This window comes from Chitinivibrio alkaliphilus ACht1 (assembly GCF_000474745.1).
GTDB lineage: Bacteria > Fibrobacterota > Chitinivibrionia > Chitinivibrionales > Chitinivibrionaceae > Chitinivibrio > Chitinivibrio alkaliphilus.
The window spans coordinates 1-14,468 of the sequence record NZ_ASJR01000035.1 but is presented as its reverse complement, the minus strand read 5'-3'; the positions used below and the strand labels follow the sequence as shown (position 1 = coordinate 14,468).

Sequence of the window (14,468 nt, the reverse complement as noted above, 5' to 3'; positions counted from 1 at the left end):
TTATAATCGGGTTAGAAAACATTCAGCGAATGGATGGAAGACGCCGGATCAAATGGAACAGATATATTTTAGTGGAAAACCAGAATGTATGGCTTAACTCTCTATATACTTTTTCCGGGCAGGTCCAATCTTTTCATTCTGGATTGTCACCCTCTACAAACGATGGATCCTGCGCACCCTTATCGCCCCCTTTGAAGAGATATATGGGACAATCAGGGATTTTCGTCGAGGAAACCGCATCCGGCGCTGCCATGGTGATGCCCTTTCCGAAAGCGTGCAACGCGTCTTTCGGGAAATAAACACACTCCTTGACGACTACTCGTAGGCCCCCTCAGGAAGCTGTAGGACAAGACGAAACCCAACGGCATCAGAATGGCGCTGGGGGTTCATGGAGCTTCGATTGGTTGAACGAAGCTGAAAGAGAGAACTATCCCAGCTCCCGCCCCGTCGAACCCGCCTCTCTCCCTCCGCAGGGCCACGTGGATTTATCTGTGGTGCTACGGCATAATATTCGGAATCATACCAGTCATGACACCACTCCCATACATTGCCCGCCATATCGTAGAGTCCAAGGGGCGTCGGTTTTTTTGTCCCACCTCTTGCACCCCGTACTGTGGATGGTTCCGCCCTAACTCACGGCTGTTATGAGCATACACCGCATACTCTCCTACCACCGAAGCGGTTGTGTCAGAACCCCAAAACCACTCACCCTTCTCATCTGTTCCCAGGGCATACTCCCACTCCGCCTCCGTGGGCAATCGTATCCCCACACTGCCGTAATCGATCTCCCAGGAAAGGGTGTCATAAAGTGGTGAAAAGCCATGGGCGACACTCACCATATTACAGTACCGAGCCGCATCATACCAGGAAACACTCTCCTGGGGATAGGAATCCCCCTGTTTTCGTGCAGGATTCTCCGGCATATGGCGAAGATATTCCTTTTGCGTCAAGGGATATTTCCCCATATAAAAAGAGGAAAGGGTCACTGAACGTGCGGGCATTTCATCAAAATACTGACTTCCCCCCCGTAAGAAAGTACCGCCGGAAAGAAAGGCCATACGGGGGGGGACCCGGCGAAACTCAGCACGGATAGACTGATCTTCTGTCATAACAATCTCCACGGGAGATGTCGTCATATGATCCATGCCGTCCCATCCGACAAACACCCACCCGTCATCAGGATGGGCCGTAAGGGTTACCGTATCACCGCGCATATACGTCTCCTTGGCAGGATCAAGGAATACTCTCCCACCAGTGCTTGCTTGTGCATCCAAGGAATATTGCTCGGTAAAGTGAGCAGAAACGGTGGTGTCTGACGTAATTACAAAAGATGCGGGGGATTCATCTCCCACAACAGCCCCTTCCCAATGAGAAAAGCGGTAGGCTCCAACATCTATGGCAAAGAGCGTGACAGTGTCACCAGTGCGATATACATTTTTTCTTGGCACGGAAAGAACAATCCCGCCGGCATAGTCAAGGTGAAGCAGGTGCAGCTCTTCACGGGGAATACCAAAATGGGCCATAAGATGTTTTGATCGATCCATGGAAAGATACAGCGTTTCCTCTTCAGATTTGCGAGCTCCGCTCCACCCAAGAAAGACATAGCCGGAATCAGCATGAGCCGTCACCCGCACAGTATCTCCCTGGGTATAAATCCACTCATCAGGCTCTTGGACAACCCTTCCCCCGGTAGAAGCCTCTGTGTGGAGTATATGGCGTGACGTAAAATGAGCGCGGACCTGGCGGTCTGAATCCATGATGAGTTCCAGGGGAGTGATACGCACCAGTGAATCAATCTCCCATGCCACAAAGGTACTTTTTTCCGTCGTATGCGGATACAATATCACCGTATCGCCGGACACATAATACTCTTTTTCAGGATGTATGGAAACGAAACCACCCCCCGCATCAAAGGTGAGTTCATACTGTCCATATTCTGCAGAAAGATATATCGAAGAACGAACCACAACAGAAAGAGTCTCGGCAGATGCAACGTATGTACCCGACCACCCGGAAAACACAGAGCCCTCCCGCATGGGGGATGCCGTAATCGCAACCGTATCGCCGTAGGCATAAAAAGACTGCTGGGGAGAAATTGCAACAGAGCCTCCTCGAATATTCGCCACAACCTCATAGGTACGGGATTCTCGTCGCTCCGTCCCAAGGGGGTTACCACAAGAAAAAAGGAAAGAGACACATGCAAGAAGTAAAAACACCACAATACACCTCCAGAGATACTTCTCTGAAGTATACCATGTAAACAGAAATACTCCCAGTTTTTTTCTTCTCAAATGAGAGGGTAATGTAAATTAGAGTTCGCAATTTTCGTTTGATACATATTATGTGCTAAGGAGGCATATTAAATGGAAATTAGCAACAAAGAACTTTATCGAAGACTTTTGACAGAGTTTGTGTTTGAAGCAGAACTCTTTGCTTGGTAGTAATAGCTACTGGGAGAACGATGAAAAAGCCTGCAACAACGAACAATACTCATATCGTAGGTTGTAACTGCATACGATACTGCAGTGCGTTTTTGAGCAAGCCTTACCAGTTTTTTGAGTTAACATCCTTCAGCACTTGATTATCCAAAGATACGTCTGCAACAAGACGCTTTAATCGATTATTTTCTTCCTCAAGTAGTTTCATTTTCTGAATATCAGAGGGTTCCATACCGCCATACTTGCTCCGCCAATTGTATATCGTTTTCTGGTGGATATCATATTGACGAGCTACTTCACTGGTGGGGGTACCTGAATCTACTTCCTGCAGTATTCGAATTATTTGAACTTCCGTAAAACGCTTCTTCATGATTAGCTCCTTTTGATATAATTTACATTCAGAGCTAATCCTAATGACTATACAGTTTTAAGGGAGCACGTCAGGGCTTGAAAAAGGGTCCGCAACAGACCAGTATTTTTGATGCGCCTGTGGAGAAAAGTGAAAGCCGAAAGGCTTTGATGCGGGGGGGGCGATCTGCTGAACGGGAAGTACGGAAAGGGAGCAGTGGTGCCTGCCCGTCAGGCAGGGAAAAAGGGTAGCTGGGAGAAGAGAGAAGGATACCGCAGCAAGCGGTATTCAACGAGGTGGGGGGAGATTTTTGAGGTTTGAGGAGGGCTTACTATTAGAGTATACAGCTCCATCTGTACCACTTGGCAACTCTTTAAAGGGGGTAAACACAAATACTGTCAAAAGAATGCTGCATACTACTTACACCCATGATAACAGAACAACTTTTTCACCACAAATACCCATATAGCGTAGTACGAGAAATATTTAGATCCCGAGCTACAACGGATTTTGGAACGCCCTGAGCGATGCGCTCCTTTGCTTCTTTTACCTGCTCATCTGAAAGGGAGGGTTTTCTCCCTTTGTACACCCCGCGCTGCTTGGCTTTTTCAATACCCTCTCTTTGACGCTCCCGGATAATAGAGCGTTCAAACTCTGCCACGGCCACACTGCCGCCACGCCGCCGGAAACCTTAACGACCCAACAAAGCCACCCGAAACCCAATATTGAAGTAGCGAAAGTATGGGTTGTTGACGTAGCGGCTGGACGAAGACAGGCTGATGGCGCCGCTACGTCAGCCCCCGCCCCGTACGACCCGGGTCAAGACCCCGCCCTGCCAGACCCGAGTCTCACACCACTCAGACACATTCCCCACCATATCATAGAGGCCAAAGTCATTGGGCAGTTTTTGACCTACGGGATGGGTTGTGCTGCCACTATTACCATCGTGCCAGGCATAGTCATCTGCATCTGTGAAAGACCTACCCCAAAAATAGGTGGTAGTTGTTCCCCCACGCACGGCATACTCCCACTGTACACTCGTGGGGAGATAATACCCGTTTGCACTGCTGTCTATTGCAAGATCTGCAAGATCTTCAACGCCATCTCCGGGAGTGCCGCTTATACTGCTATAGCTATACACCGTATCCCGACCCTCAGCCTTTGAAAGGGCATTGCAATAGAGTACCGCATCAAACCAGGTCACTGTTTCCACGGGGCGGTTTTCATTGCCGGTAAACCGAGATGGATTTACGCCCATAACAGCGAGGTATTCACCCTGTGTGATGGTGTATTTTGATATCTGAAACTCTGCAACAGCTTTTTCTTCTTGATCGGACTCTCCGCGACGGTACAGGAAGGTTCCTGCGGGGATGGTAATCATGTCGAGGCTGGTATCTTCATTATCATTACCATTGTCACCAGAACCAGTAACATCATTGCACCCTGCTATGAGAACAAAAAGGACTATGGAAAGAACGACTCCTGCTGTTTTCGTGAATGACATGAATTCCTCGATTTGAAATAGTTTTTATGCTGGAAAACACACTTATAATATATAAAGATGCCTCGGGTAGCACAGGCAATACCCCTCTCGGTTGGGGTTGTTTTGCGCATTACCAAGGACGCTCTGCAGGAAATTGCCATGGCTCAGGGTAATTTACATTACCCATATCCCGGCTCGTCTCACATAGAGATCATAACAACATATATTTTACCTGCTTTGCAGAATCGCCAATACAGGCAGGAACAGAGTACTCTATGAATAGTGAATCCATTCCACGCGAGACAATCCACCTTCGCACCTATGCACAAAGTACGGTGGAACGCCTCATGAAACTCCTTTCTATTTCCGAAACCCTTGCGACCATTTTAGCCGGACGTGGCTTGACGGAGTTTGAGCAGAGTAAGAAATTTTTCAACCCGCACATGGATGACTTTCTGGACCCCTTTCTCTTTCCCCATATGGACGCTGTGGTGCAACGTCTCCTGCAGGCTCGCCATGCAGAAGAGAACGTGTTTATTTATGGCGATTACGATGTGGATGGCATTACGGGAACCTCCTTTTTTCTCCGGTTTCTGCGTAAGATAGGAATCTCCTGTGACTACTACATCCCCAATCGACTCACCGAAGGATACGGAATATCCCGGGCAGGCATTGATACCATTGCCGCACAACAGGCAGATCTCATACTCTCAGTTGATACAGGTATTACCGCTGTAGAGGAAGTGGCCTATGCGGCCTCTCTCGGTATTGACATGATTATTACCGATCATCACGAACCAAAGGAGACAGAACCGGACTGTCTTGTCATAGATCCTAAATCGCATCAATGCCCCTTCCCCGATGCCAACCTCAGCGGCGTGGGCGTTGCCTTGAAAGTGGCGCAGGCACTAACGCAACGTGGGGACTTCCCCCCCTCCTACTGGCAGGAAGAACTCGACTTAGTGGCCTTGGGAACCGCCGCAGATTTAGTTCCCTTTACCGGGGAAAACCGGATTATCACCTATTATGGGTACCGTCAGATGAGCCAGACCACCTGCCATGGGTTACGCGCCTTAATGGAGGTGCAGAAAGTACGGGAAGGAGATATCACCACGGCGGATATCGTCTTTAAACTTGCCCCCGCCATTAACGCCGCTGGACGAATGGGTGATCCTCAACGGGGGGTTAAACTACTTCTCTGTGAGGACCCCGCAAAATGTCAGCTCTATGCAAAGGAACTTCTCCAAAAAAACCATGAGCGACGCTCTCATAATACCAAGGTTGAACGGGAAGTTGAGGAGTGGGTTCAAAATTCGATTGACCTCTCTTCTCAATTCGGTATTGTGGCCGCACAACGGGAGTGGCACGTTGGTGTGGTGGGTATTGCAGCCTCAAAGATTGTGGAAAAATATTCACGCCCCTCCTTTATCTTTGCCATTGATGACTCCGGTATCGCCCGAGGCTCTGCCCGCTCCGTCGATGGATGCAATCTCATTGCCGCCCTTGATGAATGCCAAGATCTGCTCATACAGTACGGGGGCCATAAAATGGCGGCGGGAGCAACCATGAAGGCGGACAACCTTGCGGAGTTTACCCAGCGATTCAACACCTCCCTCTCCCGTCAGCTGGCACATGGAGATCTTCGGCCCCGCGTGTATGCAGATGTGGAGGTCCGTGTTGCGCAGCTCACGCCAAAATTCTTCGCAACCCTTGCGCGTATGCGCCCCTTCGGTCCCAATAATATGCGACCTGTTTTTTTCAGCAAAGCTGTTCAAATACATGCTCCGAAACGGGTTGGAAAAGGTGGAGCGCATTTAAAAATGCGCGTTTCCCAGGATAAGCAGTTTGTTGATGCCATCGCCTTTGGATTTGGCGATCGCCTGCAAGAGCTTACAACAGCTCGAAGCATCTCCCTCGCTTACACCTTAGGACAAAACACCTACCGAGGAACAACAACCCTCCAAATTACCGTAAAAGGAATTGAAATAGAAAAATAAGGTGTTCTTTTCTCGCCCCTATGATACAATACTATCTGATACTATTGAAAGGGCGGAACCATGTATAGCATAACCATTGTAGAAAAAGAAACCCACATCTCCATATCCCTCAGTGGGCTTCTCCATATCGAACATTTTACGGGACTGCAAAAATTTCTCTTCTTTGACCCCATATATAAGAAAAAACAGTGCGTCCTTTTTGACGTGGCTGAAGCACGTATTGTGGAAACACAACGGGGACGAGAGGTTATTCGTTTTGCCATACAGCACATGCGCGAGGATAATCTGGACATACCCAGCAAAATCGCCTTTATTACGGGAAGCAATTATAAGATAACCACCTATATCGAAACCTTCCGCCTTGCCACAGAGGATATGCCCTACTCCGTAACCCTCTTTGAAACAGAGGAAGAGGCCCTATCCTGGTTTACAAACACACCGCAGGAATAAGAAACGCCGAGATATCCCTTCCTGTAATCCTCCGGCCCGGCTCGTGCTTCCGAGTATATCAGCTCCACTGAGAACACACCGGCAAAAGAGGCTCCTCTCGGGCGGAGTTCTTGAATGTGGTCAAGGAACATCCCTGCTCTTCTTATGATCTACATTCCCGAACGCCCCCATTTCACTCAATGTATACGTTCGTAGTAACGCGAAGCTTGTGCATTCTCTGTGCCAGATCCACCTGTTGTAGAGCCCTTTCACCCTGAAGATGTATCTCTCCGTGGCACACAAAAAAAGGAGCGCCCCCTGGGCACTCCTTATACCTATTTCAAAGAGAACGCTTCTATTTAATAGGGCTGTATCACGGGAATCACCCCATTGATACGAATCCTACTGCTTCCTCCGGGCCAGCGCGTTGCCGCAAGTATCTTATATGAACGAGAGTGTACCTGCCGTCCCCGATGATTGGTGCCATCCCACAGAACCGCAAGGACATAACGAGAATCTCCCTTGCGTGTACGCATGAAAACGGGTATCACTTGTATATTCTCCTTAGAATCATCTCGTCCATCTACGGAAACAACCCGATTCCCTACTTCATCAAGAATTACCACGGATGCATCGAAGGGTTCTGAGCGCACCTGTTCTTCGCTGAAGGGCACCTGTGGGTCAATAATAATGGCTCCCCCAAGATTTACCTCATAGGTATATCCCGACATGGGGGCTCCCAAATCTTCGTACGATCCAAAGGATTGAAAGTCATGGGCATCACGAATCCAGAAGGCATCCATGCGCACATTCAGCCCAAGAGGTTCTGAGATTAAGGGAACTTTTCGATTTTCAGGATTATCCTGAACTGCTCCGCCAAGATCTTCAATATCCGTGGATGCCTTGGTACGTATCCAAATACTGTCATTGGTATAGGGATACAACCGTCCATAATACTCATGTACCAAAAAGGAAACGGTTCGTTCGTCCACCTCTTCATAAAAGGAGAATTCACCGGAATAGCGTTCTTCCGTGGACATGCCGAGATTAAACAGGGCATCTCGATCGGGTCTACCCTCCTCAAGCCCTCTAAGGGGTTCGGAAAATCGGACAGTCAGGGTGTCTACATCACGAACCCCATCGGGATCAATCTCTCCCGAAAGAAGGTGTGCACGAAGCAAGACCGGTGCAATACTATCATGAACAGTAAAGGCAGCATCATTCTCATAGCGATCTCCGTACACCTCCAGATACTCCCCAGGGGAGAAAAAGGTTTCAATCTCATCAATCTCCGTAACCGTAACCCCTAAAATGTCCCCCTCTTGGAGCTGCATACGGGAGGTATCGGTAATACGCAGAGAAGAAAACCCAGGCAGGGTGAGACGAATTGAATCGGGCAGAGTCAGCTCAGGAAAGCTATCCACCAAATACACCGCCACAGAGTCAACCCGTCCATCGGCAGTACGGTCAAACAGGGCTGCCGAATCGGGACGCGCCACACGGCGATATTCCACACGGCTCGTATCTGATGCCAGCCAGCCACCTGCACCGGATTCAGCCACCTGATCTTCATCATAAAAGGCCTTTGCCGTAAGAATCGTGTCGGGGGTTACCGGAAAATCTTCCTCATACTCACTGTCACGGAGAGTGGGGACATCGCCGTCACTGTAGTGTATAAACACATCAGACACCCCGTGATCCATCTCCACTGTGACATCACCCACATAATCGCCGCTTTCGGGGAAAATACGGGGATTTTCAAGGCGGCGCCGGATAAACTCATGGCTCACTTCGAGATCTCCCGTCAGGGCTTCACGATCCTGAACAAAGGCGGTTATCTCTTTGGGGATTTCACCGCCGGGATCAGGCATATCACCGGTAATGGTAAAGGCCGTATCCGTACGGGAAACTTCAACAACATCACCGCCATCTATATGATAGAAAAAGGGCACCACATTTGAGGTGATTTCCACGTCAAGGAACTCCCCGTAATAGGTTCTGTCATCGGGGGTGATTTCCAAACGCACTCTCTTCTCAAAACGCCCAGCATCATCATCAAGCTCTTTGGGAATGTATCCACTGCGCAGGGCCAGGGCATTCATGGTGATGCCGTTGGGAATGGTAATTGTATCACCGGGACGGACCCGGCCTTCATAGGTATCCTCATCATCGGGATCAATGGCCCCGCCATCATAATTATAAAAGCCCCGGGCATCGCCCAGCCTTTGTCCGTCCACGCCGTCTTCTACGGTAAACACAAGGTCACGCTCGCGGGAGTACTCTTCCCCGGCAACAATTTCAAGGGAGAGATCCATTTCCCGATAGGCATAGGAAAGCTCCACGGTCTCACTGGGAAGCCAGTAGCCATCATCCTCCCGGGGAAGGGTCTGAAGCACCAAATCAAGAGAGGTTTTTCCCCGGGCTATTTCTTCATCAACAAAGGAACGACGTACAGAGAGGTCTTCCGTAAAACGGCCCGATTCTCCCTCTATGGATCCCCTCCAGGTAAGATCAAATTCTCCCCGCTCAAGACGATCAAAATGAGTATCATCCGGGTCAAGGAAAAGCTTCAGGTCCCACTGCTCGCCATGAAAAATATAGGGACCGTCATCATTGACCTCTTCATCGAAGATATGGGGCAGAGTAGCAGGAAGCTGTAAGGTTTCACGGGTGTAGACTTCTGTCACCGGATCGGATGGCAGCCAATCAAAAGCTGTGGACCAGGCGGTGATTTCCGCACTGGCATCAATCTCAAAGGAACCATCGTAGAGCGTGGTATCACCGTCATTTTTGGTATACCAAATAGCAAACTCCTCTGCATCATCACGATCACCGGAAATTTGTATTTCCTGTACTCCCGGAAAGTCACCGCCTTCAGGAGTAATCTCCACCTGCGGAAGCTTGCGGATAGAAAGGGAGGTATCTGCCGTGGCACCGGTGATAATCACTTCATCATCCTCAATCAGATCGTCTCCACGAACAGAGATTCGTACCTCACTGTACTTAGGAGGAAAATCAAGGGCAAACTCTTCATTGTCCACGGTAAACCATGCGCCGATCTCTGCAACGGGGCGCCAGGAACGCACATCGTCATCCATAACATCCTGCTCCACACGGTATTCAACCTCGGGGAGATTGGAGTTGATGCGGATACGCAGGCCCTCATTGTTGCGATTATCATAGATGCGGTTTTCGTAATCAATGGTAATGACCCCATCCAGGGTAAAAATACCCAGGGCGCTTTCGTCGGCAGGCATATAGCCGGGACGCCGGGCCGTGGCAGCAAGGATATCCCCGTTTTCCACGGTAAACTCCTCTCCCGATTCCACCTCCACCGTTTCACCCATATAGGTGTAGAAAATCTCTGCATCGACAAGCTCATCTTCTGATACAGGATCATGAGCGGTGATGGTCACCGTAACAGTCTCTTTTTCCGGTGACCAGTCACTCACCAGTTCAAGGGATATACGGCGGAAGGTGTAGCGTTCCGTAACGGGATCACTGTCCACCCAGAAGGGCTCTTCCGATATGCTTTGCAAGGTAAGGGGCAGATCCTCACGCCCCTCAGAAATAAGATGATCAATGTCATCCCGGGCAATGGCAACACTCTCACGCACGTCGCGGGCTCTGTCTCCTATGCGGATATCATCGTGGGGCCATGCATCGGGAAATTGGGCTGTAAAGGAAAAATCGCCTTCCTGTACATCGTCATAATAGGTATCGTCAGGATTCAGGTAGAGATCAAACTCCCACTCCGCATCATAAAATATATAGGCATCATCAGTATTGACATCCCCCGCCGCAGGATCTGCAAGGGTGCGCGGAAGAATGCGCTGTGTCTCTTCCAGAAGATTATCTGACACACTGTCGGAGGAGATATACCGCTCATCCTCTGCCCAGAAGGTAAAAGAAGTGGTTTCGGTAAACCTCAAAACGGCGGCTTCATCCTCCGTGGCATCATGGGAAAAGTCGTCACCGTTTTTATGACCGGTGATGGTCGCCGGAACCGCAAAGGGATTTACAGAAGCTCCATCTTCGTCAAAATCATGCTCTGCCCATATATCCAATTCATAGCTTTTCCAGAAATCATCCTGCACCGATGAAGATGGGTCCGTGAGGAGCTTTCTGATTTCGTAGGTAAAATCCACCCAACCACTGCTTTCCCAGGGGTCGGCAGCATCCGTTGAAAGGGTACGGGCATCTATTTTAAAATCCAAAGCAGCCCGGTTATCCCGGTCAACGATGGTATCCAGAAAAATACCCACATCACTCTCGGCATCACCCTGAACCGCCTCGGCGGTTACTCCGTCATAAGTCACACGATATTCTATGAGATACTGCGGATTATCAGGATAGAGATTTTCATCGGAAAGATCCACCGACAAAAACAGGGAATCATCAGCATAGAGCATCCCCCCTTCGGGGTCTGCCTCCGGCACGGGGAGTCGATTTTCCTGCTCAATAATATCACTTTGAGCCATCACTGAATTGATATAGCGAAAATGGCGCGCATAGGCGGAAACAGGACCTGTTTCATACATTTCCGTAAAAAGGAAGGAAGATTCTCCTTCAGGGGTGTCTGCCCCAGCAGGATCAGTAACCACCATAATCTGGTTTTCTTCATATTCACCACCGTCAAAATCTTCATTATTGGCGGTTTCATCATCCTGCCGTACCCAAACCGTAAAATTATCATCCCCCTCTTCTATCTCTGCAGGGGGGTTGAGCTGACGTATTTTATAGGAAACATCTTTTTTTCGGGGTTCCAGTCACCATCTGCTGTTAAGGAGAGGGACAAATCAAAACCAGTAGCAGCGGTATTCTCACGGGTTACAAAGCTGTCTACATATATCCGTTCTGTATACACAGTACCTTCAGAAGAAATTTCATCCCTGGAAAGCGTATCTGTCACCACATCCCCCGCGTAGGTCACGGTATAGGAAAGGGTGAAATCGGGTACATCGGGAAAGAGGTCTCCATCGGAAAAATCAAGGACAATATCCACGGAATCATCGGCAAAGACAAGCCCTCCGTCACTGCTGAGATCGATATCAGGAAGAATATTGTTTTTCACGGTGATGGTGATGGTGTATTCTTCACTGTACAGCACCGAATCAACATCGGGATCACTTGCATCGTACCAGTTACTGTAATCCACCTCATCACGTATGCGATAGGTAAAAGAATCCACTCCCACAAACCCGGGGTCCGGAGTATAGGTAAAACGGCCTTCTTCTGCATTGGTAATTTCAACAACTCCACTCCCAGGTTTACCTACCACATGATAGGTTAGGGTGGTGTTATCTTCAGGAAGATCATCATCACGTCCTTCGGGGATAGATGCATCAAGGGGGGTATTTATATACGTGCTAAATTCTGCATCACTGCCTTCAGGGGCGTTATCGTTTACGGGGGTAATACCTATGGTGAAAGTTTTTTCCAGAGATTCACCCAGTTCATCCGTGGCGGTAATTTTTACATCAAAAGACCGAGGTTCCTCCGGTTCATCATAGTTAAACTCCTCATCGGTCACCAACTCCCAGCCGGCGGCAGGGTTTCCCGTCACAGAAAAGGGGGCCCCGTTTGTCACTGCAACAGTTTTCACATTATCATTGTCATCTTCAACAACAACAGAAGAAACCACTGTCCCGCCAGGCTGATTTTCTTTTACAGACTGAGTATCCAGAATAATATCATCGGGAGGAGTGTTTTCCGGGTCGTCTTCTGTAATGGTAATAACGAAGGGTTCTTCTGGAACGAGTACATCGTAATTGTCATTAGGATCATTGGTAACAGTACTATCGACAATAACAAAGAAATCCCGGTCCCCGTCATGGACCAGATCATCTATGATATGGACATCAATGGTTTTTGCTGTATCCCCTTCTTCAAATACCAAACGACCCGAAGATTCACGGCGATCATCCTCTGTACCATGATGGAAATAGGTTCCATGGTCAAAGCCGTCTCCTGCAAGGGTATAGAATATTTTAACACTTTTATTTTCGGGAACCGCATTAATCTGTACGGTAATGGTGGTATCGTAAGATTGAGTGGTTCCATCGTGAAGGTCTATTCTATCGGGTGTTTTATCCTGATTTTGGTGTTCGTTGAATACGCTTTCACCAATAGATATCTCATCACGGATTATGGGGATGAAATCAATACCGTCTCCACCGTCTATGCCATTACTCTTGAACTTCAACGCTAAAATCTGCCCCAAAAGACGGGACCCCCAACGAAACTCTATCTCTCCGTTTGGAGCAAGTAATGTCCCAACTATGGTCGCATCATCTCCTAAATTGATGGCAGACAATCCGATAATCAAGATCTCACCCAAGGCTTCTTCTGGTATCGAAATATCCCCATCGTCATCCTCAAATCCTTCAGGAACGATGTAAGGAGTTGTACGACTTGTAATATCTTCTTTTACATAGATAACTGTCCTATAGCTTCCATTATTAGGAGTTATCGTTGTAACAGAATTATCCCATAAGTTAATACTTTCAAAAAAATAGGTGCCTGCTAAAAGCGTATTATTTCTCCCTCCTAAGGTACCATAATGTCCTGGCTCGATACTACCGTTACTAATATCATCCCCCCCCTCAAAGATAACATTATCTGTGTTTGGAAGAAGGGGGCGACGATATGGTTCAAATTCTTCATAGACATTATCAGCGTCCACCTGCTGTTTTCTCTCAGACGGGCTGAAATCAGCTCCGCCGGTTTTATAATACAAAAAAGCATTTTCATTGATGCTGCTACTCCACCCTGTTATTTCCTGCAAGAAAGCACCATCTTCAGTATTGATGGTAAAATCACCACCATCGAATATACCGGCCGTCCCAACGATACCAGCCCGTGGTGAACTCCCCGCATCACCGACCTTAAAACTTTCTTGCGCATACATTGAGTGCTGGATTAAAAAGGGATCAAGCACAGGATTATCAAAATCATCTCCGATATCCAAACGATCTGCCCATACGTTTCCCAAAAGGAACGTACAAAGCACAAAACACACATTCAGTATTTTTTGGTTCCCACCAAACATATCAACCTCCAATTTCCCTCTATGGAATGTAATTGTATTTTACCATTATTTTTCCTCATCCGGCTGTGCCAACCGAATAACATGAAACAATACACTATTTTGTCATTTTTTTCAAGAAAAAAAACCATCTGACAAAAATGTACCTTTTATGATGCAATACAGAAAAGGACATCCTTTGCAAAATCTATATGCTCTTGTGGAAACTACGAAGCCTGCAACACGTAATACACTTCATAGTACCCCATTACAACTATTTTATTGCAAAGTAAAAAATTTTCTGCAAACACCACAGAAGGATGCATGTTCGTCACATTCTCCTTCAAAAGCAGGGTCATTCTTCACCCACAACATTCTCAGACAGAATAAAACCACTGCAAAAATACATCATATGTGTGCAACTGCTGCCACATATTTCATACAGCTCCTACGGAGAGTTCCACCACTCTACCCCTAATATACAAAAGTGTGAAGGAGTACTCCCATGTTGACTCAAATAGAAAAAGGCCCCTATTTCTTTATTACTCCAGAGGTTCAAGATTTTTTGTATACCCTCATAGGGATCACGCGTATAAACAGTGAGGATGAACGTTTCAGATAGGACATAAAAGGAGTTCTTGGCCATAGCGATACCACAAGTTGTGGTAACGTGTCTTTGAAGAATGAGAAGAACAAGGCGGGCCCTTGCAGCCCGCCGAAGAAGTTGGGTTACTCGCGTATTCCC

At 48.0% G+C, this 14,468-nt stretch carries 7 protein-coding genes and 2 pseudogenes; 3 read left to right on the top strand and 6 right to left on the bottom strand.

From position 1 onward, the window contains the following. Positions 1–315: 315 nt before the first annotated feature. A pseudogene (locus tag CALK_RS11110) lies at positions 316–2,126 on the bottom strand (SUMF1/EgtB/PvdO family nonheme iron enzyme). 418 nt (positions 2,127–2,544) lie between these two features. Continuing rightward, positions 2,545–2,808: a transposase gene (locus tag CALK_RS11105; protein WP_022637765.1), complete on the bottom strand. Its 264-nt coding sequence runs from the start codon at positions 2,806–2,808 to the stop codon at positions 2,545–2,547. Between the two features lie 165 nt (positions 2,809–2,973). Here CALK_RS11105 and CALK_RS13470 point away from each other — a divergent pair, with 165 nt between their 5' ends. Further along, on the top strand, positions 2,974–3,108 hold the full coding sequence (locus tag CALK_RS13470; protein WP_081698158.1) for a DUF4113 domain-containing protein: 135 nt from the start codon (positions 2,974–2,976) through the stop codon (positions 3,106–3,108). A gap of 127 nt (positions 3,109–3,235) precedes the next feature. On the opposite strand, the pseudogene CALK_RS11100 reads toward CALK_RS13470, so the two are convergent. Then, positions 3,236–3,451 (bottom strand): annotated as a pseudogene (locus tag CALK_RS11100) (helix-turn-helix domain-containing protein); the annotation flags it as partial. A 129-nt stretch (positions 3,452–3,580) separates the two neighbouring features. After that, positions 3,581–4,291 (bottom strand): formylglycine-generating enzyme family protein, encoded by a 711-nt coding sequence (locus CALK_RS11095; RefSeq protein ID WP_022637763.1) that lies wholly within the window; start codon positions 4,289–4,291, stop codon positions 3,581–3,583. Between the two features lie 254 nt (positions 4,292–4,545). Between CALK_RS11095 and recJ the strand changes: the two genes are divergently transcribed. Beyond that, the gene (gene recJ / locus CALK_RS11090) at positions 4,546–6,267 is read left to right on the top strand and encodes a single-stranded-DNA-specific exonuclease RecJ (protein ID WP_022637762.1); all 1,722 of its coding nucleotides are present in this window, start codon (positions 4,546–4,548) and stop codon (positions 6,265–6,267) included. Positions 6,268–6,327: 60 nt separating this feature from the next. After that, positions 6,328–6,717, top strand: coding sequence for a hypothetical protein (locus CALK_RS11085; RefSeq protein WP_022637761.1), 390 nt, complete (start codon positions 6,328–6,330; stop codon positions 6,715–6,717). A 338-nt stretch (positions 6,718–7,055) separates the two neighbouring features. Here CALK_RS11085 and CALK_RS11080 read toward each other — a convergent pair whose 3' ends face one another. Together CALK_RS11080 and CALK_RS11075 are read right to left on the bottom strand one after the other, a co-directional pair. Beyond that, complete coding sequence (locus CALK_RS11080) at positions 7,056–11,303, bottom strand: chitobiase/beta-hexosaminidase C-terminal domain-containing protein (protein ID WP_022637760.1); 4,248 nt, start codon at positions 11,301–11,303, stop codon at positions 7,056–7,058. Between the two features lie 98 nt (positions 11,304–11,401). Next, the gene (locus CALK_RS11075) at positions 11,402–13,747 is read right to left on the bottom strand and encodes an Ig-like domain-containing protein (protein WP_022637759.1); all 2,346 of its coding nucleotides are present in this window, start codon (positions 13,745–13,747) and stop codon (positions 11,402–11,404) included. Positions 13,748–14,468: the final 721 nt, after the last annotated feature.

Excerpts from the sequence above, each read along its gene's own strand:
- CALK_RS11085 (WP_022637761.1), top strand. The coding sequence starts at position 6,328 with ATGTATAGCATAACCATTGTAGAAAAAGAAACCCACATCTCCATATCC.
- CALK_RS11095 (WP_022637763.1), bottom strand. The coding sequence starts at position 4,291 with ATGTCATTCACGAAAACAGCAGGAGTCGTTCTTTCCATAGTCCTTTTT.
- CALK_RS11105 (WP_022637765.1), bottom strand. The coding sequence starts at position 2,808 with ATGAAGAAGCGTTTTACGGAAGTTCAAATAATTCGAATACTGCAGGAA.
- recJ (WP_022637762.1), top strand. The coding sequence starts at position 4,546 with ATGAATAGTGAATCCATTCCACGCGAGACAATCCACCTTCGCACCTAT.
- CALK_RS11080 (WP_022637760.1), bottom strand. The coding sequence starts at position 11,303 with ATGGTGGTTACTGATCCTGCTGGGGCAGACACCCCTGAAGGAGAATCT.
- CALK_RS11075 (WP_022637759.1), bottom strand. The coding sequence starts at position 13,747 with ATGTTTGGTGGGAACCAAAAAATACTGAATGTGTGTTTTGTGCTTTGT.